Origin of the sequence: Ancylobacter rudongensis (genome assembly GCF_900100155.1) — a bacterium.
Lineage (GTDB): Bacteria > Pseudomonadota > Alphaproteobacteria > Rhizobiales > Xanthobacteraceae > Ancylobacter > Ancylobacter rudongensis.
Genome location: NZ_FMTP01000010.1, coordinates 1 through 20,603 on the forward strand (window position 1 = coordinate 1; position 20,603 = coordinate 20,603).

Here is a 20,603-nt window from a genome sequence, read left to right on the forward strand (position 1 = left end):
CACGCGCGGAGGCGGCTCAGCGCATCGTCGAGGAAATGGACTCAGCGATCGCCTGGGCCCGGGAATCTCGCCGCAAGGCCATGCGTGTCCTGCGGCGGGAACGCGCAAAAGGACACGCCAATGACTGAACAGCACGGTCTGCTCCTGCTGACGCTCCTCGCCGCGCATTGGATCTGTGACTACCCACTGCAGGGCGAGTTCCTGGCGCGCGCCAAGGCCGAGGGTCCGCTGCGCGTCTATCACCTGATCGCACACGCTGGCATTCACGCCGGCGCCGTCGCTCTGATCACCGGATCGCTGGCCCTCAGTCTGATGGAGCTGGTTCTTCACACCATGATCGACCAGCTGAAAATCGCCGGCCGCTATTCGTTCGCCCGCGACCAGTTCATGCACATCATCTGCAAGGTCATCTATGTGGCGATTCTGGCGGCCGCGCCATGAACGCCTATTACGTCCTGAACGGCCACACCCTCGGCTACATTAACCCCGCCCAGCCGAACGTCTTTGGCATCCTGCACGCATCCGTGCTGCGCGGCAGCACCTTCGGCCGGCTCGACTGGTTCACCATCACGGCGCCAGGTGTCGACCGTCTGGAGCCCGCAACCCTCGCGGACTTCGACGCCTTCCGCGTCTGCCCGAAAGGGCACCTCTCCTGAGCACACCTGCGTAGCCGTTGCTTTTCCCTGTCGAGCTCCAACTCAGATCGCTATATCGTCTTCTGAGTGAGCACATACTTAGCGAGCGCACAGTGATGGATGAGCCTCCCTGCAAGATCGGCGACGAGATCGTGCTCGTCTTCATGGGCAACGATCCGTGCCCGATTCCGCCCGGCACCCGCGGAAGGGTGCGGAGCGTCAACAAGCTCCTCTTCTGTCAGAGCGACCGCTACCAGATCATGGTCGACTGGCAGATCGAGCGCAGCCTGATGCTGGTGTGGCCGGCCGACCAATTCCGGGTGGTGCCACATGCCGCTTCGTGAGCGACTGATCCGGTTTCTCAACTGGTGGAATGGCTGGCGCCTCGACCTCGACGATTGGTGGGTTCGGGCCCGGCGCGAGAGTGACCCGTCCAATCTGCCGTCGAGCATCGGCTTCCTGGAAGAGGCTTGCATCGTCGTGCGGACGCCCGAGCAGGCCCGCGAGGTGGACACCGGCGCGATCGCTGAGCGCGAGGAAGTCTATTACGAGCCGCGGGAGTTGTGACATGGCATTCGACAAAGAGCCTCGCACTGGCTTTGACGGCGGCGCTGCGATAGCGGCGGTCTGCCTGCTCGCGATCGGCGCATTCTTCTACAGCGCTGCTGATTTTGGCGAGCGGGAGGCAAGATACGCCGAGCAGCAGCGCCAGAAGGAAGCCATCTGCGGACGGATCGGCGCTGAATATGTGGAGCAGCGCAAGGGTATGCCGCTCTGTGTGTTGGCCGACGGTCAAGTGTTCCTCTTTCGATCTGTTAAGGAGCGATTCCAATGATCTCCAAGCACTTCGTCGAGTTCCACTCGCCGGGCACGTTCCTCAGTGAGGTCTCCACCCGCGAGGTCGAGTCCTGGAACGTCGAGCTTGCCCTCGAGATGGCGAAGACGATCAAGGAGGGGCACGGCGCCGTGCCCTATGGCTTCTGCTTCACGACCCGCTCGCGTGGCGACAAGGATCTCGACAGCTCGGAGTCGGCGCGCAGCCATTTCCACTACCTCGGCGGCACCGTGCGGACCTATGAGCAGGTCGTGGCAGACGATCTGCCCGATGAGAAGGACCTTCGCGCCTACATGAAGCGCCGCGAGATCGACCGGATCATCGTGAACACCAACTCCTGGAAGACCACCCGGCCGCTGGAGCCTGATGATGTGGTGCTGGAGTGGCCGCCGGCACCCGTCGAGAAACCTTCAGCCGCCTGAATCGATCCATCGTGCTCGCTGTTATAAGTGAGCAGTCACTTACGAGACGAGAGCGCAGAGCATGTGGATCAACCTGACAGACCAGGAGCGCGGGCTCATTAGCGTGTGTCTCAACGCACTCACGGTGCCCGAAGCCAAGGCGCTGATCGCGCGCCTCAACGAGCCGGCCGATCCCACGGACGGGACTTTCGTCGAGCGAGCGCGCGAGGACTACGAGTTCGGCTCGGATGGCGATGTGGACATTGACGATACGCCGGTCGTCTCGCGCAGCGAGAATGGCGCCTACGTCATGATGTGGGGCTGGGTGTCCAACGAGGACGCCGGCCTTGATGACGAGAGCGAGGACTTCTCGGTCGAGGCGCTGCAGGACGGCCGCTGGAAGTCGATCTTTCCCAAGCGCCTCTCCCACCTCAATTCCGAACACGCGACCCATGCGGAAGCCTGGGCGCACATTCAGGAGCACGAAGACAATGAGTGACCCGAAGGCGCCCGTGGCGCACCCCACCCTTCCCGGCTTCATCGAGATGGGCCACGTCGATGTGGACGCTGGCTCCATCTGGATCGGCGACGGCTGCTACGTGCTGAAGGACGCGGACGAAAAGCGCCCCACGGACCTCGGCGAGGACTGGCACGGCATATGTGAGCGGTTCTTCGGCCGGAGCGGTTACCGGCATCAACAGATCGAGTGGAGCCGCTGGTCCGGCGCGCGAGAACGGGATCTTTTTGACAGCCCGGAGTGGAAAGCCTGGGTCGAGAAGTGGGGTTTGAGACATCCCGACACCCACAAGTCCGACACCATCTGCTACGCCGAGAAGCACGAGGCGATGCAGCGGCACTACGAGCGCTATTCCGCGGAGCATCCGTTCCAGCCGACGTCCGTCGACACCGGCTTCGCCCAGTTCAACCACGATCTCGGTCATGCCGGCATGGGTGTGATGGTCTCGACCTTCTACGGCGACGGGACCTACCCCGTCTATGTCGAGTATGGCGAGGGCGGTCGCCCGCGGCGCGTGCTGATCGACTTCGATCCCGGCGCCGAGAATGAGCTGGTGCGCGGGTCGCCGGCGGACATCTTCCGGGTGCTCAGCAGCCATTATCCCGAGCTTGCTTCCGGCGATCGCAACATCGCGCCGATGTGCAGGAAGATCTCCGACATCGGCTTCCCCGATCTTTCCGCCGAGGCGGCGTAAGTGCAGCGCTTCCTACTCGCCGTCAGCCCATCCGGCCACTCGATGGTGCTGGGCCTCGAGGCCCGCACCAAAGCTGAGTGCGACCAGGTCATCCGATGGATGCACATCGCCCAGTTCCAGATGGACTACGTCATCGCGACCTATGACCGCGAGCACGATCACTTCGTCAGCGAAAGCGGACGTTCCTACCGGCCCGGCTCGTCGTTCTACACGGCGCAGGCTTGGGCCCGCTTCCAGCAATCACTCAGAGGAGAAAAGCATGCCTGACGTGAATTCGGTTGTCGCCGACAGCCTGGCCTCGATCCTGGCGATCAACACCAAGATCGAACGCCTCAACGAAGAAGCCAAGACCGAGCGCCAGAAGGCCCTCGCTCCGTTCCTCGAGGCTCTGGCGAAGTCCGGCGAGGTCTCGGCGATCATCGTCCGCGGCTACACGCCGGGCTTCAATGACGGCGAGCCCTGCGAGCACTCCGCGGACGTCTTCGTCAATATCGAGGAGATCTACGGAGAAGACCTGCAGGATACTGATGCCGGCGGCAACCTGCCGGAAGAGCTCTTCGAGGAACTCTCCTATGGCTCCGCCGACGCCAATCGGGAGCTGTGCACCAAGTTCGGCCATGTCTACGACAAGCCGTCGGCGGAGATCATGAACGCCATCCGGACCCTGATCTTCGCGACCGCCGAGGAGGAGAACAGCACCAACTACTTCCTCTCTTACGTGCTCAAGGACGGCAAGTTCGAGATCGCCTCGGGCGAATACGACTGCGGCTATTGATCGAGCGCGGGTAGACGCACCATGACCAAGATGATTTTCAACGCCCACAAGCCAGTCGTCACCCATTTGGGCGCCTTGCCTGCGATCGGTGACGACTGGCCGGTCGATGATTGGAAATATGCGGACGTGGAGTTCGTCTACCCGCGCACGACCGATCTTGTCCGGACGGTCATCGACCGTGCGCCGATCACGGGCAAGTTCAAGCGGGTCCTGATCGACGTGAAGGTGCAGGATCTCACACCCGAGTTCTGCTCCTGCATTCCCGGTTGGCATCTCGACGGCGCTTTTCCCAAGCCGGGTGCGCTGCCAGACCATCACCACCTGTTCGTGATGAACGGGCCGCTGACCGAGTTCATCGACGAGCCAGTGGCCTGCGAGGTGAGCTATCCCGTCGACATGCCGGCGATCCTGCGGCAGATCCCGCGGAATGTCCGGATCGGCACCTGCGCGCCGAATGCCATCACGACCTTCACCAGCTACGACTTCCATCGTGGCGTCACGGCGAGCGCGCCAACGCGCCGCCTGCTTGTGCGGCTGACCGAGACGAACACGGTCTTCGCAAGGAACACTCCGAAGGCGCCGAGCCAGGGCGCCCGGACACTCATTGGAGAGGCCGCATGATTGGGGAGTCTCGCTCATCCAGGCGGCGCTTCTTCATTAGGTTCGCCTGGCAGGAAAAGGCCGGCGATCACTACAAGCTCCGCAAGTTCGCCGTCTGGCCCATCCTGTTCGAGACCGCGGCGGATGCCTGGGCCTTCCTCAGCAGTTTGCCGGACCCGTTCCGGAACCTGCACGGGCGGCGAAAGCTGTCCCTCACCGTGAGATCTGTGAAGCTGCCATGACCAAGATCTGCCAACCCGGCACCCTCGAGCGTGCCATCGTCATCGCGACCGAGGCGCATGCCGGTCAGACTGACAAGGCGGGCCAGCCTTACATCCTGCATCCGCTACGGGTCATGACGAGCCTCGGCGTGAATGCTGGGCAGCCTTTGCGCATCGTGGCTGTGCTTCATGACGTGCTTGAGGACTGCGAAGCCTGGACGCCCAACCTGTTGCGCGCCGAGGGCTTTGACCCGCGGATCGTCGAGGCGGTCGAGGCGATCACCAAGCGCAAGCACGTCGAGACCTATGGCGAGTATATCCAGCGAGTTCGGGCTAACCCCCTCGCTCGCCTCGTGAAGATCGCCGACATCGAGGACAATCTGCATCCCGATCGCGCGTGGAGACTGAACCCTGATCAATGCTGGAAGTATGGACTCGCTATTGGCGAACTGCGCCGGCCCAACCTCTGAGGAAAACATGATCAACGGAAACACCCTCATCGAGTGGGGCTTCGAGCCGGGCCCGCTCTTTGGCCAGATGCTGCGCGACGCCAAGGCCCTCGCCGAGATCGGGATGACCAACGAAATGATCCGCGAGGAGCTGCGCATGCGCACGCCGGCTCCCGTGCCCGAGATCGCCTATCGCACCAACTCCATCCCGTTCAACGTCTTCCTCGACGCTGAGAATGACGACGAGCGCGCCAACAAGGCCGCGGTCGAGGCGCACATGGACGTGCTGATGCGCGTGCCGACGATCAAGCACGGCGCAGTGATGCCCGACGCCTGCCCGTCCGGCAGCGCGCCCGGCACCATTCCCGTCGGTGGCGTCGTCGCCGCGGAGAACGCGATCCATCCGGGGTTTCACTCGGCCGACATCTGCTGCTCGATGGCGATCTCCGTCTTCAAGCGCGACATGCCCATCAGCACGGTGATGGACACGGCGATGAAGACCACCCATTTCGGGTTCGGGCTCAACCCGCACCATGACCGCAGCGAGCTGCCGCCGGCGCTCGTCGGTCTGGTCAACCAGTTCGCCGACAACCCCTTCCTGAAGGATCTCGAGCGCTATGCGGTCGACCTGTTGCTGACCCAGGGCGACGGCAACCACTTCCTCTATGTCGGCCATCTCAGGTCGACCGGGCAGCTGGCGCTCGTCACGCACCACGGCTCGCGCGGCCTGGGCGCCCAGCTCTACAAGCGCGGCATGGCCGCGGCGCAGAAGCACACCGCGAAGGTCGCTCCGCGCGTTCCGCTGCACAATGCCTGGCTCGAGGCATTCTCGGAAAGCGGCCAGCACTATTGGAAGGCCCTGCAGATCGTGCGGGAGTGGACGCGGCTGAACCACTTCGCGCTGCACCGCCTGATGCAGCAGCGGCTCGGGAATGCCATCGTCCACCAGTTCTGGAACGAGCACAATTTCGTCTTCCAGAAGTCGGATGGGCTGTTCTATCACGCCAAGGGCGCGACGCCCGCCTACAAGGGCTTCAGCAGCGACGACAGCGGCCAGACGCTCATTCCGCTGAACATGGCCGAACCGATCCTGATCGCCAGTCCCTGGCCGGTTATGCGGCCCACAGCGCTGGAATTCGCACCGCATGGTGCCGGCCGCAACCTTTCGCGCTCCGGCCATATGCGCAAGCTGGCCGAGGAGTTCGGCGCCGACTCCCGCGGGCTCTCGGCGCGCGACAAGCTCGCCGTCGCCATGCGTGAGGTCACGGCGCGCGGTGTGGACGCCCGCTTCTACTGCGGCCACATCGACCTGTCGGAGCTGCCCAGCGCCTACAAGAACGCCCAGGCGGTGCAGGCGCAGATCGAGAAGTATCGGCTGGCCCATATCGACGACATGGTGCTGCCGGGCGGCGCGATCATGGCCGGCGATATCCAGCCCACCTGGCGCAAGAAGAAGCCGGCGAAATAGCCTGCGCTTTGGCGCATAGCGCCTCCCGAAATCCAATCTGAAATGCAGCATCTTGATAGTCGACGCTATCGAGACAGGAGAGCTCTATGAGCTACACTTACGTCATTGGCGATATTCACGGCCGCGCCGATCTCCTCACGCTCGCCCTGCGCAAGATCGCCGACCATGCCCAGGAGCCGGGCACCATCATTACGCTCGGCGACTACACCGACCGCGGCCCGGACAGCAAAGGCGTGGTGACGCGCCTGATGGCTGGCGTCAGCGACGGCTGGAAGATGATCAACCTCATGGGCAACCACGAGCAGATGGTCTTCTGGACCTACCGCGGGAAGACCAAGCCCGATTGGTGGATCGACAACGGCGGCGACGCGACGATCGCCTCCTATGGCGGATCCCGCGAGAACATCCCGGTGGAGCACATCGAGTGGATGGAGCAGCTGCCGCTCTTCCACGAGGATGAGCACCGGGTCTATGTCCACGCCTGGGTGGATCCCCACCTGCCCCTCAAAGAGCAGTCGGATTCCAGCATGCTCTGGGTGCGCTATCGCACGCCCTGGGAAGGCGGTTGGAACGACAAACACGTCGTTCACGGCCACACGCCGGTGCGGGGCGGACCTGCCATCTTCGAGCATCGCACCAATCTCGACACCGGCGCATTCGCCAGCGGTCTCCTCGCCGTGGGTGTTTTCGATGACGCCAAGCCGGGCGGACCTGTTCTCATTTTCAACATGACCGCCTGACGCCTGCGCGATCCCAGCACGCTCATCGTTATAAGTGAGCAGTCACTTATTAAATGAGAGCCCGATGCAGTTCCTCGCCGCCATTGGCGCCCTCGTGGTCGCCACCCTCCTTCTGGCCGGCGCGATCAAGATCGCGTCCGAGCTGACCTTCAAGCCTGACAAGAAAGGGAAGAAATGAAGCGCTTTACCCTCGGCCTGTTCGCCTTTGGCGCCCTCGCCGTTCTCGTGACCATCCTCGGCACCTACTACACCATCAATGAACGCGAGCGCGGCGTCATCCTGCGCAACGGCGCTGTCGTCGGTGACGCCGGCCCGGGCGCTCACCTCAAGGTGCCGTTCATCGACGACGTGGTCACGGTCTCGATCGAGACCCAGAAGCAGCTCTACACCACGGCCGCCTACACGTTCGACCAGCAGCCGACGGATATCGCCCTGTCGGTCATCTACAGCGTGCCGGCCAGCCAGGTGAAGGCGCTCTATGCGCGCTTTGGCAGCATTGAGCGGATGATCGACAGCGTGGTCACGCCCAAGGTCATGGAGCAGACCAAGAACGTCCTCGGCGGCTACACCTCGACGACGGCGGTGCAGAACCGCGCCAAGCTCAACAATGACGTCACCACGGCCATCTATCACGCCATCAAGGAGCTCAACGCGCCGATCCTCGTCGAGGCGGTGCAGATCGAGAACATCGACCAGAGCGACGCCTTCGAGCGGTCGGTCGAGGAACGCATGCTGGCCCAGGTCGAGGTCGAGAAGCTCAAGCAGAACGCGGAGCGCGAGAAGGTGCAGGCGCAGATTGTCGTCACCAAGGCCCAGGCTCAGGCGGACAGCCAGTTGGCCGTGGCAAAGGCGACCGCCGATGCCACTCGTCTGCAGGGTGAAGCGGCCGCTGATGCGATCCGGGCCCGGTCCAAGGCACTCGCCGACAATCCGGCGCTGATCGAGCTCACCAAGGCCGAGAAGTGGAACGGAGCGATGCCGACCACCATGCTCCCCAACACGGCGATGCCCTTCTTCTCCCCGAAGTAAGCCAGCATCGCCGGATCCACCACTATCAAGCGAGGGCGCCTCCGGGCGCCCTTTTCTTTTAGCTCGCGAACAGGGGTTGGAAATGTCCCGCCATACAGAGTGCGAGGCGCGTGTCCTTGGTCACGCCGATCAGCTGATCCATCGGATCAAGGGCGGATCCCTTAACCGATCAGCATTCGAGCATCTGATGGAGAGTTTCGTGGAGGTGCCGGGTATCGACGCGATCTGGCGCGGGCGCCTGGTCGACGCAGCGCTTGCCCGGCTTGATGCCGCCGTCCCGGAGGGTGCATAACCCTGCCGCGCTCCAAACGTCGATGCGCTATGATTGAGAGATTCGAGAGCGAAAGCAGCAGCGCCGGTCAAGGGCGGCGCGACCGGGAAGATGGGCTTTCCCGGCTGTGGCGACAGCCTCGCTCTCGAGACTGGAGGTGCGCTGTGTGGTTCCCACTTAGCATCACCTTAGTGTGGGAAAAGACCCGGACGTCCCTGAAAATGACCGTCCGGGTCCAATTCTTCATCTAAGAAACGAGGGGTCGGGCGAAAGCTCGGCCTCTCACTCCAGACTGAAATATAGCACTACCGAGCGGGCTTTCAATGCCGCTCGACACCAGCCGCTTTCGTGCATCGCTCATGCGACAATGACAAGTCATCAGGAGACTTGCGATGCACTTCTATTCCCCAACACCAGAGCCCCTGGGCCATGCGATCGATACTCACCGCATGGACGGAACAAAGCAGTGGTTGAAGCACTACAGCAACCTGCTGGTCCTATCGTTCTTTGCTAAGAACGGCACACGCAAAGAGCGTGCCGACGCCGAAGCCGAGATCATTATTTGCAGACGCAAGCTGACTTACTGGGAGCGGCATCATAATTACGATGCGGCTGCGGCACGCGAGGGAGCGATGGCGCTAAAGAAGACCTGGGAGGCTCCTCGCTAGCGAAAACCTCGGCGCCATAGAACAGAGCCTCGGCACACGTCTGGGTTAGATCCGCAGACGTGTGCCGGAGGAACAGCGCGGCGTCGAAGCGGTGCCCCATTTGGGTGATCTCGTTCTGGATCGTGGCGAGCACGCTGCTGCGCAGCCTGGCGACCATGAGATTTATTTCCTCAACCGTCATTCCCCTCATCATCCTCAGCCTCATCTAGGAGTTTGTTCCTACTATGTTCTCATAGCCGCCGCAAGCCCCGGCGATTCATTCCTGAACGCACCAGAGTCATCCCAAGTCTAGATCATGTATTTATCTAGATATCATAAATGCAGATTTAGCTAATTAGCTAATTCCTTGCGTGTCATGGAGATAATCGTGCGTCTTACAGATTTTCGGAACGCGAGTCACCGCATTCTTTCAAAGGCAATCGCTGAGGCGCTCGAGCCCGTTGCGGCCAAATACGGAGTGACTCTTACCCCCAACGGCGGCTTGATTGGCGCCTCGAGCGGCATGATTAAGATCAAGGTGGAACTCGAGGCGGCTCCTGGTCAACCGGCGCGCTCGGACACCCTCTTTGGCTATCACGCCCCGCTGCTCGGCCTGCAGGCGTCCGACAAGGGGCGCTCCTTCTCCTACAAGAGCGTCCTCTACACCATCAAGGATCTCAACCCCCGCGCGCCGAAGTTCCCGGTCATCGCCGAGCGCGTCCGGGACGGCGCTCCCTTCAGATTCCCCATCGACGTCGTCAAGCGCGGGCTGCCGGCGCGCGCGGCCTGACGCATGAACACGGTTCTGGTTCTCGCGACCATCATCACGATCTTCCAGGGCGGCAAGCTGGAACCCCGCGTGACCGTGGTGGAAGCGATGACCCCGGCGCAGTGCGAAAGCTGGAAGTCGATGAGCCGCGGCAAGACGCCGCTTGTCGACTACAGCACCAACCGGGCGGTCTCGGCGCAGCACTATGTCTGCGCCGCGGTCGACGCGAAGGTGCTGCCGGCCGGCGTGCGCTGATGGAACTTTCTCAGCTCCATCAGCGCCTCGCTATATCTGAACAAGACGCACTCACGCGCATGCAGGACACGTTCATGACCAACCAGCCGGCAAATGCTCTCACCGCCCTTCGCCCGGACGCCAAGAAGCCGGACAGGGTGTTTGATGATGGCGATGTTGCCCTGATCCTCAAGGCCGACGGCTCGATCAACATGCTCACCAGCAACATTGATCCGTCGCGGCTCGCGGCCGATCCCGCGACGTGGACGGAAGCGGACCACAAGGCGGCGCTCGCCGGCTCGAGGATCTTCGCGCTCAGCTTCGCCGCCGGCCATCCGGTGCTGATGGACATGCTCATGCAGATCGCCAACGACCCGGAGATCGTGGACTTTGACAAGCTCGCCCAGTCCACCCGGCCCCACTGACCTCGAGACGGCGGCGCAGGTGATCCGCGCCGCGCTCGACGCCAATCCTCGCCTGGCATCATCCCTGGTGCCGGGCTGGGTTCTGGTCCGCCCAACCCGGCCCAAGCGCGTGGCCTCGGCCGGCAATCTGAGCGTGGCGCGCGCCGCGCGCACAGCGGCGATCCGGCGCCATGCCACGGAGACGATGAGCATCATCCGCGGCATTCGCAGTGACCACCCCGGCATCAGCGTCGCCGGGCTCTACTACGAGCTGAACAAGGCTCGCCACCTGACCTTCAACAAGCAAGCCTGGACGGTCAGCCGCGTCCAGCGGTTCCTGGAGACCTATGATGACGATCAATCGCCAGCGCCTTGAGTTCGCCGTCGCCGGGCTGATGGCCGAGATGCGGCGGCAGTTCATGACGATCCAGCCGGAGAGGGAGTGTCCGATCAAGCCGCTCGCTGCCTACAGCCCGCAGCACCGCTCGGCGCTCATGGCCGGCGTCGCCAAGGCCATTGAGCTGGCCGGCGCCGAGCACGACAAGACCTTCGAGGCGTGGGTCGCCCGAAGCCGGGAAGAAGCCGCCGCTGCCCAGCAGCAACCCAATTTCGGCTGAGCTACATTATCAGTATGTGCATACTTCGGAGATGAAGATGCTTGAAGCCCTACTTGGAAAAGCCGTCGCCGAGCGGCGCCTGACGTTCGCCGTCGTCAACAACGAGGCGACGCTGTTTGTGCGCCTGTGCGGCGTCACGGTGCCGCTCGTGCGAGTGACGCGGGCCGAGCTCGACACGGGCGAGCTGACCATCGTGCCCTACGCGCCGCCGCGCGGACGCGGCACCATCCGGCATGCCGCGCCGCCCGCGCCGGCGCCGGCAGCCTGGCCGCTGCGCGCCGTGGTCAAGCGCCTTGTCGAGAAGGGCGACAACGTGCTCGCCTTCTGCCAGCGCCAGCCCGTCAATCCCTACGCGCCGAACGGCGGAGGAGACGCGGCATGACAGCATTTCGCGGCTCGGTGCTGACGGTCGAGACTCTGCGTGAGATAGAGCGCTCAATGGCCGCCTCTTTGGAAAGGGCTTACTACGTCGAACCCATGCGCCTCTGGGGCAAGAGCGTGGCGCCCTTAACCCAGTCGATCGCCGGAATCGACACTGCCTTCCGCTCGGCTGATAGCGCCCTTCGCGGCATGAGTGCCCAGCTGGTGCTCGAAGATGAGCTGGCAGGCTATCGACCCAGACGCTCGATCTCCCCTGCAGCCTCCTTTTCCGATCCGCATCTGGCCGGCACCAAGGTCGAGCTCTTCCTCGAGGAGATGGGCAAGCGCGATCCGCGCCATCCTAACCCAAAGGCGGGCCCGATCCAGATCGTCACCCTGATGGTGAACGGCGAGCGCCGCCCTGCCGGCCAAATGTCCATGAAACGAGCCGTCAACCTGGCAAAGGCTACTCACCTGCGACTGGTGAAGGACGCCAAGGCCCGGCTCGCGGCCAACAATCCGAACTATGGGAGGTTCTGATGAGCAACGACCCCGCGATCGTGGCCAAGATCCGCGAGCTGAACGACCAGCTCCGCACGACGGCAACCGGCGGCAAGATCGTAATCGTTGGCGCCCTGAGCGGTCAGCCGCTCTCGGAACACGCCGCGGCGTTGTCGCATGTCCGGCGCTTCGACAAGTTCGACGAGGGCAATGATCCCTATGGCGAACACGACTTCGGCGCGTTCGAGATCGACGGGCAACGCTATCACTGGAAGATCGACTATTTCGCCCTCGACGAGATGTCGGGCTCGGAACACCCCGAGGATCCCAATGTCACCGTGCGGGTGCTCTCGATCTATTACGCCGAGGACCAGTGAGGGCCGTCCGGCACAGCCCTGCGCCCCATCATCCGTATGTGCATACTGAACTGGCTCCCATGAACGACACACGGCGAAGACGCGAGATCCTGGACCTGGCCCGGAGCTTCTGCCCGACCGCCGTCGGCGAGATGACGCGCCGCGGGCATTTCCGGATCACCTTCCGCGGACCTGCGGGCAAGCGGGTGCTTATCGCCTCAATGACCCCGTCCGACCACCGAGGCGACCTCAATATGAGGACATCCATGCGCCGGGCCGCCCAAGCGTGTGGTCTAGCCGAGCAGGAGGGATAGATGAGCACGTCAGAGGATGAGGTTCTCGAGACCCAGACCGATGGGGTCTATACCCTGTCGCTGATCTCGAGATCCTCGACCGAATTTGCCGGGGTCGCCACCTATATCGTCCGGATCGAAAAGGACGGCGGCGAGGGTGAGCGCAGCTTCCCGGACCACGAAACGGCATGCCGCGCCTATCACGAGACACGGATCCTATGCGGCCTCCCCTACCGCGCGCCGGTCTTCGCCTCACCCCCGGCGCCGCAGGTCGAGCCCACTTTGCTCAACTGCGCCACGGCGGAAGAGGTGATCGCCCACTTCACGCGCAAGCTCCGGCGCTACCGCCCCGGCAGCGAGGAGGTGTTTGCGATCCGGGAGGAAATGATCGCGTGCGAGGCGCTGCGCGCCAATACCGGCGAGATCGCCGCGCTTTGCGTTGGCAGCGACTGGGCCGCTGCCACGATCCGCGTCGTGTGCAAGCGCCTTGGCCTCACCCAGCAGCAGGCGGCCGTCGACAAGCTCTCCTCGGTGCCGGGCTTTGGCGCCTTCGGCTGAGCGCCGCCCATCAACCCATAAATGCGTAACTAGCTATCCAAGGATTTACAGATCGTGGTCGACCTCATTCGTGACTACCTGCCGTGGCTACTCTCGCTGATCACCTTGTGGTCGATCGTTCTCGCCGGCCACGGCCAGCCCGGCGCCTGGCTCCTCGGCGCCGCCAACCAGGTGCTGTGGATGATCTGGATCGTCGCCAGTGCCAGCTGGGGTCTGATGCCGCTCACCGTGGCGCTGGGCGCCGTCTACCTGCGCAACCACTTCAAGCAAGGGTGAGCCATGCGCGCGGGAACGCCTGATCTCCCTGACGGCTGGGAGCGCCGGCGCGGCATCACCGGCGGCGGTTGGGAGATCTATGCCTGCCTCGCACCGCACGGGCACATCGCCTACCAGCACGCGATCTGGTGGCGCAACGCCACGAGCGAGGGCTGGCACAAGGGCCGCACTTACCAGACCCTACGCGACGCCTTCGATGCGATCGAGGACGTAAAGAGCCAGGTGCATCACCTGGGCTTTGCTGACCTCGACCACGATGCACTGCGTCTGGAGGACGCGCCGCTCGACGTGGCCGGCTTCGGTCGGTTCTAGGGCTTCCCAATACCGGCGGCGGCATCAGCAGCAGCGGCCGCGCTGGTCGCCGGCCAGCAGCTGGCGAAGACCAGCTTGTCTCCGTTCTGCACACCAGGCGTGGCGCGCATGTGCTGACCCACGGCATCGCAAAGCGCGCGCGTCTCAAACGGGCCCGTCGACATGGACGTCTGCACCTCGTTGCGCGCCCCAATGACGATGAAAACCAGAAACCAGCCCATGACGCTCTCCCTAGGGTAACAGGCCGCGAATCCCACATCGCGGCGCCGATTACAACCTGCCGCTTTCCATTCTTCGACATGCGACACTTTCAAGTATAGCGAAGCAACGGAGAGACTTTCGCATGAACAATATTTCCGTTTATATCACCGAGGGCTTTAAGCTCTGCGTTGTGCTTGCCCTTGGCTTCGGGCTCTACATCGCCACGCCCGCGGACGACGAAGTCGCCAATGCCGGCGCCAAGCAGGTGATCGTTAAGCGCTGACCTCGAACCGGACCAGGAGCCACGCCGCTATAAATGACCCAAGGCATCCGCCGGCCGGGTTCTATGTGAGCGCATCCTTATGTCCAGCGAAGACCCCTGCCGCGTTCCATCTGTGCAGATGCTAGAAGTAATATAGTAGTCACAGAGAGTTAACGGCAATGAACTCAGCGCACTACGTCTCCTTCGAGCGCCGTTTCAACGGCGCAGGACTCGTCCGCCAGCTGCTGCTGGATGCCGAAGCCGTTGGCTTCCGGTTCAAGGTCCGGCATGGCGATCGGGTCGACTATGTCGGCGCGCGCCGCGCCGAAGCCTTCGAGTCCATCACCGCCCAGATGCAGCCCGAGCTGGAGCTGATCGACGGCGATGGCTTCCCGGTCGGCGCCGTCGCGCTCGATGGAACGCGCGAGGGAATGGACGCCGTGCGCCGCTGGTGCGGCGGCTGGATCACCGCCTGGCTGCGCCGGCGCCGGTGATGGGTCATCGCCACCACACCCACTGCGCCTGGGACCACAACACGAGCGGGCTTGGCCTGCTCGCCGTGCTGATCCTCGGCGTCATTCTGCTCTGTTTCCTCAACCTGTGAGGCCCGCTATGGACATCCAAGCCCTGAAGATCCTCGTCGAAGTCGCCGAGACCATGATGCCGGATGAGGATCCCGGCGAGGGCCTGCCGACCGTGGAGCAGATCCAGAACGCCGTGGCGCGCGCCAAGGAGCAGATCGCGGAAGCGGCCGGGCCGGCCCAGTTCACCACGGCGGATCTCGGCTTCGCCATTCGTGACAGCATCGAAAATGCCCTCATCACCCAGATCACGTTCGACTCCAACGACGTTCCGCATGAGGGCGTGCAGGGCGACATCAGCTTCGTGGATGTCGGCGATCCGAACAATCCCGAGGTGGAGCTGTCCAGTGGTCAGCGCTTCCGGATCTCGATCGTCGCCATCTGATCCCTCCCGATCTCCAGCGCTGACGATGCGACACTCGATCATCAGCAATGAGGAGCCGAGACATGACGGATTCGCCTCTCAAAGGCGCTCTCAACGGCAACTGCAATCTCTCGGCGTGCCAGAGACCCGGCGCCGCCTACTTTAACACCTCGACACGCGCCTACTATTGCCGGAGCTGCGCCGAGAGCATCAACGGCTGGGCGAAGCGCGACGCGGGTTTCTTCATCTGCTTCCTGACCCAAGGAGCCGAGGCGGATCAGCGTCTCAAATATGGGCCCGAAGCCGAGCGCCAGCTTCTCGCGACGGAGAGCCAGCCATGAACGTCGCCAAGGAAATCATCAAGCGCGCCTTCGACCAGGGGCTCATTGTCCTCGTGGATGACGGCGACGGCTCCAAGATCGCCTACGGCTCGCTCGGGGAAGCCTGGGCCGCCATCGAGGCGGTCGAGGAGGCCGACGTGTTCGTCAGGATGCCCGGCGCCGAGAACGCCGAGGAGTGGATGAAGGTCATCCCGCACGGCGTCGCCGAGGATGAGACGGTCTGCAACTGCACCGCGGATGGGTGGATCGATGCCCTTCATCACGATCTGATCTTCTAAGGCGAGCAATGACCGATAATGGAAGGTTATCGGACATTGCTGCCGCCTGACATGTCGTGCGGTTTCAGGGCCCATAGAGCCCCCTAAGCGCACGGCGCCTGGGCGATTAGGTCATGGGCGGATCGTGCTCTGCCTATACGCACCAGTCTCATTCCATTGTTCTTGCTGTCATATTCTCAATATCAGCAACAGAGAGACGACGCCGATGCTCTTCAAGGACGAGAATTTCTGGGACATCGATGTCCATGCGTCGTCGGAATGCTGCGAGCTTTTCCTGCGCGAACTCGGGCTGCACCTCGAAACGAGCTGCTGCGGAAACGACGAGGGACTGTTCTACCTCACCGAGGTCGCGATCGTTCCCATCTCGTCGGGCATCATTCGCCTGTCCGAGGGCGGTGTCGATCCGCATCGCACGCCGATCAGCTATCACCGGCACACCTCGCTGCCGGAGGTCCACGCCTTCTACCTCACCCAGATGCAACTGATGAAGGCTCCGGAGGTGGACATATGAGGACGACCCTCATCACCAGTATCGAGCTGCTCGCGCCTGGTCAGGGCGCGACGGACAGCTTCAAGTTCCGCGGGGTCGCCTCAACCGCCGAGGGCGAGGTGATCCAGATCGTCGAAGCCGACACCTTGGATGTCGTCGTTGAGACGCTCACCGAGGCTCTCAAGAGCCAGTTCGAGAACGCCATCGAGGAGAGTGCGTGATCGCACCCCGAGCGGGCAGCGGGCGGATCCCGCTGCCCCTTCCGTTCAGTTTCGGAGGGTTCGTTCCCCTCCCGTGCGCAGCCGCCGGTCGTGCGACCCAACAACAGCGGCAGCCCGAGGCTGTGTGTCTCCGCAGCTGATCGAGCCGAGTGGCGCCGTATAGCGCCGGGCACCTGGAGACGACATCGCCTCCAGGTGCCCTCTTCCCATTTTCAACCCGTGCTGGCCTGTGGCATGAAACTGAGAGTTGTCAGTTTCGAGCAGGACAGTGCCGATGAATATCCGCCTCGCCGTCGCCCTCTGCAGCGTCCTGCTGGTCTCCCCTACCCTCGCCCAGAACGCCACGCGGCCCAAGGGCGACCTGTTCGGGAACATCACGTCCAAGCAGGAGGCACTCTCCACGGCGCGGCCGGCGTCACCGCAGATCCGCATGGCGATCGTCGAGGCGGCCAGGAACTTCCTGTTCGACCCCTACTCCATCCGCGACGTGCAGATCTCGCCGCAGGTCGATCTCAGGGTCGACGGGAGCTACTCCATCGTGTGCGTGCGCTACAACGCCAAGAACCGCATGGGCGCCTATGCCGGCCGCACCACGACCGGAATCTTCATCGGCGATCGCGGTCAGATTCTGAACTCCACGGACAGGGCGCCCGGGTGCTTCTGGCCGGAGATGCCCTATGGTCCCTTCCCGGAGTCGGACATCCTGAAGAAGCTGTAAGGAGAACGCCAGTGACGGCCACCCGAGCCAAATGCGCGACGATCGCTTGGAAGCAAGGCGAAGGCGCCACTATCGAGCTCCAGCTCGCCGACGGCAGCACGACCTCCTTTCTGATCGACCACCCCGACGCGGATTTCGGGATGAGGATCCAGCCAGGCCACCCAAAGCCCACGGAGCAAATGGCCGCGATCATCAGCCACGGGCTATCGAGGGATGAAATGCGGGGCGTGCTGGACGCGGTCGCTCCGCTGAATGGTCCGATGGCTGTCGTCGAATGAACCCGCACGACATCCAGCCAACCGGCGCCTGGACCAAGCCCTTTCCCGAGAGCGTCTGCATCCTGCTCAGCTATAAGGATTACGAGGCGAGGGTCATCGATCACGGCACACTGGGTTTTCTCGCTATGGTCTCGCACGGCCTCGAGTGCCTCTATGAGGCGCGGTTCACCGTCGAGCAGGGCCAGCTACGCGCTCAGAAATGGGCCGAGAGCGCTCTCCGCGCCCACTTGAAGAAGGACTCGCCGCCGGCTCCGGCCGCTCTCACCGCCCTCCCCAACTTCGGCAGGTTCTGATACCACCGGGTTCTCTCCATGGAAGAAGCCGAGGGCATATGAGCGCCGCCGAGATTGCCCAGCTCCATCAGACCATCCGCCAGCACCGGGCCCGACTGATCGACCTGCTCCAGAACGATCCCGTCCTGGTTCTTGAGCATGACGGCCTTCGGCTGCCCATTCTGCCCGGCAGAGATCTCCTCCATCCGGCAACCGGTCTGGCCTTCTCCTACGAAGAGGCGCGCCGGGAGGAGCTGACGCACGAACTCAACCAGATCACCATGGCTCTCACCCGGCTGAAGGAGCTCGACGCGCCCACTCTCCTCGGGAAGATCTAGCCCACGGGATCCGCCCGCACACCTTCCCGGCGCCAACATAATGTAAAGCTCTGCGTCAAACTCCGCCTCACCAGGCCCGAAAAGACCCCTCCCCTCTTCCCCGGAAATTCTCCGTCTATCTACCCGGATAGATAGAAGTGTTACGCTATGTTGTCGGAGTTTTACCTAAATCGGCCATTTCGGCCCTTTTCAGCGAAATGACCCAGTTTCGCGTCGTCACTCTAGAGCGATAGATAGACGCGAACCTGATTTACAGATCTAGCTAGATAGCTAGAGACGCATGCACAGCGTCGGGATGCACTCAGAGCAGCGCAGATAGCTATCGACGCATCCGCAGCGCTCAGCGACGCGCTCTGACGATCTCAGCACGCGAACCACTGAGAAAGCTAGACCTGCATCTAGCTAGATAGCTATTCCCTCAGAGAGCACAGACACGAGAGAGCGCGACGCTCAGACGGTGTGCCTCTAGTGAGAGAACGGCCATATGCGTGCACTGGACGTGTGACGAGAGCCGGTCGCGAGTGTGTAGCCGCTCGGTGTGAGCAGATATGAGATCGGTGTGAGAGAGTGGTGGGTTCCGCGCCGCGGTTCTCCTAGGCTTCCCACGGCAAACCATGGCACCTCCGAAAACCCAACCGGACCCATGGAACCGGAATGGCTCGCTCCGCACCTAGGCCCAGCCAGACCCGTCGCCGCAGCGGAACAGGCAGTCCTGAGCCGGAGAGTCTCTACGCCGGAACATCGCCAGGCTTCTACGCCGGAGAGCCTCGGGAAAGAGGAGGTTTTCCTGACTAATTACAAACCCTTTAAGAAGCATACATACTATACAGGCGATGGCACGGGACGTTAGGTCCGGATCGGTCCTATTCCGCACGAGCGGTCCATGGCACATCCATGGCTCTCCATGGTTCCGGCTCGCGCGACGGCGGCGCTCCATGGATCAGACCCTTTCGGTGCAGTCATTCCATGGTGAACCATGGGCCGCACAGTATCGGTTACAGGTTTCGGCGGCTCCCATGCGTGCGCCCTGCGTATTACGACCCTGCCTGCACCTGTCCAACCCAAATATTCACCCATGATTGTTTCGTCTATTCTCTAATCATCGAAACGCAAGACGCTTTCGACGCAACAGAGAGAAAACGGAGCAAGACAATGAGCGACAACACCACCACCGAGAACGAAGCCCTACTGAACGTCGCCGATCTCCTCGCCATCGAGGACATCGTGTCCGGTCTCGAGAACGAAGCCGAAGCGCTCGCCGAGACCGAACGCCTGCAGCAGGCTGAGAGCCAGGCCCAGGCCGAGGTTCAGAACCAGGCCAGCACGGACGAGGCCTCGGCCGAGGCGGGCGACACCGAAGAGCCGGTGCCCACCGAGGCCACCCATGTGCCCGGCGACCTCAAGGAGATGATGGACGCGGTGCCCCAGGAGGACGTCGACATCAAGATCGCCGCCACTGAGACCGAGTTCAGCGTCCGCGCCGCCTTCGAGAAGGCGAAGAACCCCTCGAACCTGAAGATGCAGCAGAACCTCACCGCCTACGGCAAGCGGCTCGCTTCGCCGATCGCCGCCAAGGTGCTGTGTGCGACCGATGTCGATCCGGAGTTCCTCAACCGCGAGATCTCGAACGGCTCGCGCTTCAACGTCTACGCGATGGACAAGGTCGCGGACCTGGTGACGGCACTCTCCGGCGGCGTGATGCAGAACGCGATCAATCGCGCGATCACCCGCTCGATGTTCAAGTTCCGGGCGGCCGGTGTTCCCTTCACCGGGATCGCGGCCCAGGCGGCGTCCTCGGACAAGGTGAAGGTCGATCGCAAGCTCGCCCAGCTCCTGATCCGGCACACGGTGAGCGCCGCGACCGCGCCCACCCAGACCTCGAGCACCATGTCGGCGCTCGCCGTCATGGGCATCGTGCGCAACACGGGCTCGCAGAAGTATCCGGTCTACGAGCTGACCGACACGCCCCAGACGCGGCGTCTGGAGGAAGTGCTCGCCAAGGCGGCGTAAGACCGCACACGAGCACAGCGCGAAGGGCGAGGGTTTCTCTCGCCCTTTTTGCGTTGCGGGCGGACGGGACGGGGAACGGCGCACCATATGGGCTCCGCCGAAGGGTGGGGAACGGGGAATGGCTCGCTCCGGGCCTAGGGGCGATCAGGTCCCCATTTCCATGGTTCGCCGTGGAGATCCATGGGTGCGGCGCCGGATGAGGGCACGGATAAGGGTTCCGGGGGTGTGGCCGGCGCCCTGGCTGCGCCGTTACACACCTGCCGCAATCCGTGACGTGCGCTCGCTAT

The 20,603-nt window shown here is 63.0% G+C and carries 42 protein-coding genes; 41 read left to right on the forward strand and 1 reads right to left on the reverse strand.

The genetic code is table 11. From position 1 onward, the window contains the following. The first annotated feature begins 120 nt into the window (after positions 1 to 120). From BLO63_RS18965 to BLO63_RS19105, 29 genes are all read left to right on the forward strand, one after another. Positions 121 to 441: a DUF3307 domain-containing protein gene (locus BLO63_RS18965; RefSeq protein WP_091443970.1), complete on the forward strand. Its 321-nt coding sequence runs from the start codon at positions 121 to 123 to the stop codon at positions 439 to 441. Then, positions 438 to 656 (forward strand): hypothetical protein, encoded by a 219-nt coding sequence (locus BLO63_RS18970; protein WP_091443973.1) that lies wholly within the window; start codon positions 438 to 440, stop codon positions 654 to 656. The genes BLO63_RS18965 and BLO63_RS18970 overlap by 4 nt, the downstream gene beginning before the upstream one ends. A gap of 95 nt (positions 657 to 751) precedes the next feature. Next, complete coding sequence (locus tag BLO63_RS18975) at positions 752 to 979, forward strand: DUF4314 domain-containing protein (RefSeq protein WP_091443975.1); 228 nt, start codon at positions 752 to 754, stop codon at positions 977 to 979. Next, positions 966 to 1,202, forward strand: coding sequence for a hypothetical protein (locus BLO63_RS18980; RefSeq protein ID WP_091443977.1), 237 nt, complete (start codon positions 966 to 968; stop codon positions 1,200 to 1,202). The genes BLO63_RS18975 and BLO63_RS18980 overlap by 14 nt, the downstream gene beginning before the upstream one ends. Position 1,203: 1 nt before the next feature. Next, positions 1,204 to 1,470, forward strand: coding sequence for a hypothetical protein (locus tag BLO63_RS18985; protein WP_091443979.1), 267 nt, complete (start codon positions 1,204 to 1,206; stop codon positions 1,468 to 1,470). After that, positions 1,467 to 1,892, forward strand: coding sequence for a hypothetical protein (locus tag BLO63_RS18990; protein ID WP_091443981.1), 426 nt, complete (start codon positions 1,467 to 1,469; stop codon positions 1,890 to 1,892). Before BLO63_RS18985 ends, BLO63_RS18990 begins: the two co-directional genes overlap by 4 nt. A 61-nt stretch (positions 1,893 to 1,953) precedes the next feature. Beyond that, a complete protein-coding gene (locus BLO63_RS18995; RefSeq protein ID WP_091443983.1) occupies positions 1,954 to 2,370 on the forward strand; it encodes a hypothetical protein in 417 nt (138 codons plus the stop codon). Next, a complete protein-coding gene (locus BLO63_RS19000; protein ID WP_091443985.1) occupies positions 2,363 to 3,082 on the forward strand; it encodes a DUF4241 domain-containing protein in 720 nt (239 codons plus the stop codon). The genes BLO63_RS18995 and BLO63_RS19000 overlap by 8 nt, the downstream gene beginning before the upstream one ends. Then, a complete protein-coding gene (locus BLO63_RS19005) occupies positions 3,083 to 3,349 on the forward strand; it encodes a hypothetical protein (RefSeq protein WP_091443988.1) in 267 nt (88 codons plus the stop codon). It abuts the gene before it with no gap. Continuing rightward, positions 3,342 to 3,857, forward strand: coding sequence for a hypothetical protein (locus tag BLO63_RS19010; protein WP_091443991.1), 516 nt, complete (start codon positions 3,342 to 3,344; stop codon positions 3,855 to 3,857). The genes BLO63_RS19005 and BLO63_RS19010 overlap by 8 nt, the downstream gene beginning before the upstream one ends. Before the next feature lie 21 nt (positions 3,858 to 3,878). Next, positions 3,879 to 4,478, forward strand: coding sequence for a hypothetical protein (locus tag BLO63_RS19015; RefSeq protein ID WP_091443994.1), 600 nt, complete (start codon positions 3,879 to 3,881; stop codon positions 4,476 to 4,478). Continuing rightward, the gene (locus tag BLO63_RS19020) at positions 4,475 to 4,699 is read left to right on the forward strand and encodes a hypothetical protein (protein WP_091443997.1); all 225 of its coding nucleotides are present in this window, start codon (positions 4,475 to 4,477) and stop codon (positions 4,697 to 4,699) included. Before BLO63_RS19015 ends, BLO63_RS19020 begins: the two co-directional genes overlap by 4 nt. Then, entirely contained in the window at positions 4,696 to 5,148 is a 453-nt protein-coding gene (locus BLO63_RS19025) for an HD domain-containing protein (protein ID WP_091443999.1), read from the forward strand. Before BLO63_RS19020 ends, BLO63_RS19025 begins: the two co-directional genes overlap by 4 nt. A gap of 7 nt (positions 5,149 to 5,155) precedes the next feature. Beyond that, complete coding sequence (locus BLO63_RS19030) at positions 5,156 to 6,595, forward strand: RtcB family protein (RefSeq protein ID WP_091444001.1); 1,440 nt, start codon at positions 5,156 to 5,158, stop codon at positions 6,593 to 6,595. A gap of 86 nt (positions 6,596 to 6,681) precedes the next feature. Continuing rightward, on the forward strand, positions 6,682 to 7,335 hold the full coding sequence (locus tag BLO63_RS19035; RefSeq protein WP_091444003.1) for a metallophosphoesterase: 654 nt from the start codon (positions 6,682 to 6,684) through the stop codon (positions 7,333 to 7,335). Positions 7,336 to 7,509: 174 nt separating this feature from the next. Continuing rightward, positions 7,510 to 8,364 carry a prohibitin family protein gene (locus BLO63_RS19040; protein ID WP_091444006.1) on the forward strand — a complete coding sequence of 285 codons (855 nt, stop codon included), beginning with the start codon at positions 7,510 to 7,512 and terminating at the stop codon, positions 8,362 to 8,364. Between the two features lie 82 nt (positions 8,365 to 8,446). Then, on the forward strand, positions 8,447 to 8,656 hold the full coding sequence (locus BLO63_RS21005) for a hypothetical protein (protein ID WP_143007088.1): 210 nt from the start codon (positions 8,447 to 8,449) through the stop codon (positions 8,654 to 8,656). Between the two features lie 371 nt (positions 8,657 to 9,027). Continuing rightward, on the forward strand, positions 9,028 to 9,303 hold the full coding sequence (locus BLO63_RS21010; RefSeq protein ID WP_143007089.1) for a hypothetical protein: 276 nt from the start codon (positions 9,028 to 9,030) through the stop codon (positions 9,301 to 9,303). Positions 9,304 to 9,670: 367 nt separating this feature from the next. Further along, positions 9,671 to 10,072: a hypothetical protein gene (locus BLO63_RS19050; RefSeq protein ID WP_143007090.1), complete on the forward strand. Its 402-nt coding sequence runs from the start codon at positions 9,671 to 9,673 to the stop codon at positions 10,070 to 10,072. Positions 10,073 to 10,075: 3 nt separating this feature from the next. Next, complete coding sequence (locus BLO63_RS19055) at positions 10,076 to 10,306, forward strand: hypothetical protein (RefSeq protein ID WP_091444012.1); 231 nt, start codon at positions 10,076 to 10,078, stop codon at positions 10,304 to 10,306. Between the two features lie 74 nt (positions 10,307 to 10,380). Further along, complete coding sequence (locus BLO63_RS19060; protein WP_143007091.1) at positions 10,381 to 10,710, forward strand: hypothetical protein; 330 nt, start codon at positions 10,381 to 10,383, stop codon at positions 10,708 to 10,710. 19 nt (positions 10,711 to 10,729) lie between these two features. Then, positions 10,730 to 11,065 (forward strand): hypothetical protein, encoded by a 336-nt coding sequence (locus BLO63_RS19065; RefSeq protein WP_091444017.1) that lies wholly within the window; start codon positions 10,730 to 10,732, stop codon positions 11,063 to 11,065. Further along, positions 11,040 to 11,306, forward strand: coding sequence for a hypothetical protein (locus BLO63_RS19070; protein WP_091444020.1), 267 nt, complete (start codon positions 11,040 to 11,042; stop codon positions 11,304 to 11,306). The genes BLO63_RS19065 and BLO63_RS19070 overlap by 26 nt, the downstream gene beginning before the upstream one ends. Before the next feature lie 31 nt (positions 11,307 to 11,337). Further along, entirely contained in the window at positions 11,338 to 11,688 is a 351-nt protein-coding gene (locus BLO63_RS19075) for a hypothetical protein (RefSeq protein ID WP_091444023.1), read from the forward strand. Beyond that, entirely contained in the window at positions 11,685 to 12,206 is a 522-nt protein-coding gene (locus tag BLO63_RS19080) for a hypothetical protein (RefSeq protein ID WP_091444026.1), read from the forward strand. Before BLO63_RS19075 ends, BLO63_RS19080 begins: the two co-directional genes overlap by 4 nt. Then, positions 12,206 to 12,544 (forward strand): DUF3768 domain-containing protein, encoded by a 339-nt coding sequence (locus tag BLO63_RS19085; protein WP_091444028.1) that lies wholly within the window; start codon positions 12,206 to 12,208, stop codon positions 12,542 to 12,544. The genes BLO63_RS19080 and BLO63_RS19085 overlap by 1 nt, the downstream gene beginning before the upstream one ends. A gap of 293 nt (positions 12,545 to 12,837) precedes the next feature. Further along, positions 12,838 to 13,374 carry a hypothetical protein gene (locus BLO63_RS19095; protein WP_091444033.1) on the forward strand — a complete coding sequence of 179 codons (537 nt, stop codon included), beginning with the start codon at positions 12,838 to 12,840 and terminating at the stop codon, positions 13,372 to 13,374. Between the two features lie 54 nt (positions 13,375 to 13,428). Next, positions 13,429 to 13,650, forward strand: coding sequence for a hypothetical protein (locus tag BLO63_RS19100; protein WP_091444034.1), 222 nt, complete (start codon positions 13,429 to 13,431; stop codon positions 13,648 to 13,650). A gap of 3 nt (positions 13,651 to 13,653) precedes the next feature. Further along, on the forward strand, positions 13,654 to 13,962 hold the full coding sequence (locus BLO63_RS19105; RefSeq protein ID WP_091444037.1) for a hypothetical protein: 309 nt from the start codon (positions 13,654 to 13,656) through the stop codon (positions 13,960 to 13,962). Here the strand turns inward: BLO63_RS19105 and BLO63_RS19110 are convergent. Then, positions 13,959 to 14,183: a hypothetical protein gene (locus BLO63_RS19110; RefSeq protein ID WP_091444038.1), complete on the reverse strand. Its 225-nt coding sequence runs from the start codon at positions 14,181 to 14,183 to the stop codon at positions 13,959 to 13,961. The two genes, BLO63_RS19105 and BLO63_RS19110, sit on opposite strands and share 4 nt — an antisense overlap. A gap of 122 nt (positions 14,184 to 14,305) precedes the next feature. Here BLO63_RS19110 and BLO63_RS21155 point away from each other — a divergent pair, with 122 nt between their 5' ends. The 12 genes from BLO63_RS21155 (at position 14,306) to BLO63_RS19165 (ending at position 20,316) form a co-directional block, all read left to right on the forward strand. After that, positions 14,306 to 14,446 (forward strand): hypothetical protein, encoded by a 141-nt coding sequence (locus tag BLO63_RS21155; protein WP_162841845.1) that lies wholly within the window; start codon positions 14,306 to 14,308, stop codon positions 14,444 to 14,446. Positions 14,447 to 14,604: 158 nt separating this feature from the next. Further along, a complete protein-coding gene (locus tag BLO63_RS19115; protein WP_091444041.1) occupies positions 14,605 to 14,919 on the forward strand; it encodes a hypothetical protein in 315 nt (104 codons plus the stop codon). A gap of 118 nt (positions 14,920 to 15,037) precedes the next feature. Then, the gene (locus BLO63_RS19120; protein WP_091444043.1) at positions 15,038 to 15,391 is read left to right on the forward strand and encodes a hypothetical protein; all 354 of its coding nucleotides are present in this window, start codon (positions 15,038 to 15,040) and stop codon (positions 15,389 to 15,391) included. A 62-nt stretch (positions 15,392 to 15,453) separates the two neighbouring features. Continuing rightward, positions 15,454 to 15,711: a hypothetical protein gene (locus BLO63_RS19125; RefSeq protein WP_091444046.1), complete on the forward strand. Its 258-nt coding sequence runs from the start codon at positions 15,454 to 15,456 to the stop codon at positions 15,709 to 15,711. After that, on the forward strand, positions 15,708 to 15,989 hold the full coding sequence (locus tag BLO63_RS19130) for a hypothetical protein (protein WP_091444049.1): 282 nt from the start codon (positions 15,708 to 15,710) through the stop codon (positions 15,987 to 15,989). The genes BLO63_RS19125 and BLO63_RS19130 overlap by 4 nt, the downstream gene beginning before the upstream one ends. Before the next feature lie 205 nt (positions 15,990 to 16,194). Then, on the forward strand, positions 16,195 to 16,500 hold the full coding sequence (locus BLO63_RS19135; protein WP_091444052.1) for a hypothetical protein: 306 nt from the start codon (positions 16,195 to 16,197) through the stop codon (positions 16,498 to 16,500). Then, positions 16,497 to 16,700, forward strand: a complete 204-nt coding sequence (locus tag BLO63_RS19140) for a hypothetical protein (protein ID WP_091444055.1) — start codon at positions 16,497 to 16,499, stop codon at positions 16,698 to 16,700. Before BLO63_RS19135 ends, BLO63_RS19140 begins: the two co-directional genes overlap by 4 nt. A gap of 274 nt (positions 16,701 to 16,974) precedes the next feature. After that, positions 16,975 to 17,418 carry a hypothetical protein gene (locus tag BLO63_RS19145; RefSeq protein ID WP_091444058.1) on the forward strand — a complete coding sequence of 148 codons (444 nt, stop codon included), beginning with the start codon at positions 16,975 to 16,977 and terminating at the stop codon, positions 17,416 to 17,418. Positions 17,419 to 17,429: 11 nt separating this feature from the next. Then, a complete protein-coding gene (locus BLO63_RS19150; protein WP_091444061.1) occupies positions 17,430 to 17,696 on the forward strand; it encodes a hypothetical protein in 267 nt (88 codons plus the stop codon). Beyond that, the gene (locus BLO63_RS19155) at positions 17,693 to 17,989 is read left to right on the forward strand and encodes a hypothetical protein (protein WP_091444063.1); all 297 of its coding nucleotides are present in this window, start codon (positions 17,693 to 17,695) and stop codon (positions 17,987 to 17,989) included. Before BLO63_RS19150 ends, BLO63_RS19155 begins: the two co-directional genes overlap by 4 nt. A 38-nt stretch (positions 17,990 to 18,027) precedes the next feature. Next, the gene (locus tag BLO63_RS19160) at positions 18,028 to 18,306 is read left to right on the forward strand and encodes a hypothetical protein (RefSeq protein WP_091444065.1); all 279 of its coding nucleotides are present in this window, start codon (positions 18,028 to 18,030) and stop codon (positions 18,304 to 18,306) included. A 1,152-nt stretch (positions 18,307 to 19,458) separates the two neighbouring features. Continuing rightward, positions 19,459 to 20,316, forward strand: coding sequence for a hypothetical protein (locus tag BLO63_RS19165; RefSeq protein ID WP_091444067.1), 858 nt, complete (start codon positions 19,459 to 19,461; stop codon positions 20,314 to 20,316). Positions 20,317 to 20,603 lie beyond the last annotated feature (287 nt).

Excerpts from the sequence above, each read along its gene's own strand:
- BLO63_RS18965 (WP_091443970.1), top strand. The coding sequence starts at position 121 with ATGACTGAACAGCACGGTCTGCTCCTGCTGACGCTCCTCGCCGCGCAT.
- BLO63_RS18970 (WP_091443973.1), top strand. The coding sequence starts at position 438 with ATGAACGCCTATTACGTCCTGAACGGCCACACCCTCGGCTACATTAAC.
- BLO63_RS18975 (WP_091443975.1), top strand. The coding sequence starts at position 752 with ATGGATGAGCCTCCCTGCAAGATCGGCGACGAGATCGTGCTCGTCTTC.
- BLO63_RS18980 (WP_091443977.1), top strand. The coding sequence starts at position 966 with ATGCCGCTTCGTGAGCGACTGATCCGGTTTCTCAACTGGTGGAATGGC.
- BLO63_RS18985 (WP_091443979.1), top strand. The coding sequence starts at position 1,204 with ATGGCATTCGACAAAGAGCCTCGCACTGGCTTTGACGGCGGCGCTGCG.
- BLO63_RS18990 (WP_091443981.1), top strand. The coding sequence starts at position 1,467 with ATGATCTCCAAGCACTTCGTCGAGTTCCACTCGCCGGGCACGTTCCTC.
- BLO63_RS18995 (WP_091443983.1), top strand. The coding sequence starts at position 1,954 with ATGTGGATCAACCTGACAGACCAGGAGCGCGGGCTCATTAGCGTGTGT.
- BLO63_RS19000 (WP_091443985.1), top strand. The coding sequence starts at position 2,363 with ATGAGTGACCCGAAGGCGCCCGTGGCGCACCCCACCCTTCCCGGCTTC.
- BLO63_RS19010 (WP_091443991.1), top strand. The coding sequence starts at position 3,342 with ATGCCTGACGTGAATTCGGTTGTCGCCGACAGCCTGGCCTCGATCCTG.
- BLO63_RS19015 (WP_091443994.1), top strand. The coding sequence starts at position 3,879 with ATGACCAAGATGATTTTCAACGCCCACAAGCCAGTCGTCACCCATTTG.
- BLO63_RS19020 (WP_091443997.1), top strand. The coding sequence starts at position 4,475 with ATGATTGGGGAGTCTCGCTCATCCAGGCGGCGCTTCTTCATTAGGTTC.
- BLO63_RS19025 (WP_091443999.1), top strand. The coding sequence starts at position 4,696 with ATGACCAAGATCTGCCAACCCGGCACCCTCGAGCGTGCCATCGTCATC.
- BLO63_RS19030 (WP_091444001.1), top strand. The coding sequence starts at position 5,156 with ATGATCAACGGAAACACCCTCATCGAGTGGGGCTTCGAGCCGGGCCCG.
- BLO63_RS19035 (WP_091444003.1), top strand. The coding sequence starts at position 6,682 with ATGAGCTACACTTACGTCATTGGCGATATTCACGGCCGCGCCGATCTC.
- BLO63_RS19040 (WP_091444006.1), top strand. The coding sequence starts at position 7,510 with ATGAAGCGCTTTACCCTCGGCCTGTTCGCCTTTGGCGCCCTCGCCGTT.
- BLO63_RS21005 (WP_143007088.1), top strand. The coding sequence starts at position 8,447 with ATGTCCCGCCATACAGAGTGCGAGGCGCGTGTCCTTGGTCACGCCGAT.
- BLO63_RS21010 (WP_143007089.1), top strand. The coding sequence starts at position 9,028 with ATGCACTTCTATTCCCCAACACCAGAGCCCCTGGGCCATGCGATCGAT.
- BLO63_RS19055 (WP_091444012.1), top strand. The coding sequence starts at position 10,076 with ATGAACACGGTTCTGGTTCTCGCGACCATCATCACGATCTTCCAGGGC.
- BLO63_RS19060 (WP_143007091.1), top strand. The coding sequence starts at position 10,381 with ATGACCAACCAGCCGGCAAATGCTCTCACCGCCCTTCGCCCGGACGCC.
- BLO63_RS19070 (WP_091444020.1), top strand. The coding sequence starts at position 11,040 with ATGACGATCAATCGCCAGCGCCTTGAGTTCGCCGTCGCCGGGCTGATG.
- BLO63_RS19075 (WP_091444023.1), top strand. The coding sequence starts at position 11,338 with ATGAAGATGCTTGAAGCCCTACTTGGAAAAGCCGTCGCCGAGCGGCGC.
- BLO63_RS19080 (WP_091444026.1), top strand. The coding sequence starts at position 11,685 with ATGACAGCATTTCGCGGCTCGGTGCTGACGGTCGAGACTCTGCGTGAG.
- BLO63_RS19085 (WP_091444028.1), top strand. The coding sequence starts at position 12,206 with ATGAGCAACGACCCCGCGATCGTGGCCAAGATCCGCGAGCTGAACGAC.
- BLO63_RS19095 (WP_091444033.1), top strand. The coding sequence starts at position 12,838 with ATGAGCACGTCAGAGGATGAGGTTCTCGAGACCCAGACCGATGGGGTC.
- BLO63_RS19105 (WP_091444037.1), top strand. The coding sequence starts at position 13,654 with ATGCGCGCGGGAACGCCTGATCTCCCTGACGGCTGGGAGCGCCGGCGC.
- BLO63_RS19110 (WP_091444038.1), bottom strand. The coding sequence starts at position 14,183 with ATGGGCTGGTTTCTGGTTTTCATCGTCATTGGGGCGCGCAACGAGGTG.
- BLO63_RS21155 (WP_162841845.1), top strand. The coding sequence starts at position 14,306 with ATGAACAATATTTCCGTTTATATCACCGAGGGCTTTAAGCTCTGCGTT.
- BLO63_RS19115 (WP_091444041.1), top strand. The coding sequence starts at position 14,605 with ATGAACTCAGCGCACTACGTCTCCTTCGAGCGCCGTTTCAACGGCGCA.
- BLO63_RS19120 (WP_091444043.1), top strand. The coding sequence starts at position 15,038 with ATGGACATCCAAGCCCTGAAGATCCTCGTCGAAGTCGCCGAGACCATG.
- BLO63_RS19125 (WP_091444046.1), top strand. The coding sequence starts at position 15,454 with ATGACGGATTCGCCTCTCAAAGGCGCTCTCAACGGCAACTGCAATCTC.
- BLO63_RS19130 (WP_091444049.1), top strand. The coding sequence starts at position 15,708 with ATGAACGTCGCCAAGGAAATCATCAAGCGCGCCTTCGACCAGGGGCTC.
- BLO63_RS19135 (WP_091444052.1), top strand. The coding sequence starts at position 16,195 with ATGCTCTTCAAGGACGAGAATTTCTGGGACATCGATGTCCATGCGTCG.
- BLO63_RS19140 (WP_091444055.1), top strand. The coding sequence starts at position 16,497 with ATGAGGACGACCCTCATCACCAGTATCGAGCTGCTCGCGCCTGGTCAG.
- BLO63_RS19145 (WP_091444058.1), top strand. The coding sequence starts at position 16,975 with ATGAATATCCGCCTCGCCGTCGCCCTCTGCAGCGTCCTGCTGGTCTCC.
- BLO63_RS19155 (WP_091444063.1), top strand. The coding sequence starts at position 17,693 with ATGAACCCGCACGACATCCAGCCAACCGGCGCCTGGACCAAGCCCTTT.
- BLO63_RS19160 (WP_091444065.1), top strand. The coding sequence starts at position 18,028 with ATGAGCGCCGCCGAGATTGCCCAGCTCCATCAGACCATCCGCCAGCAC.
- BLO63_RS19165 (WP_091444067.1), top strand. The coding sequence starts at position 19,459 with ATGAGCGACAACACCACCACCGAGAACGAAGCCCTACTGAACGTCGCC.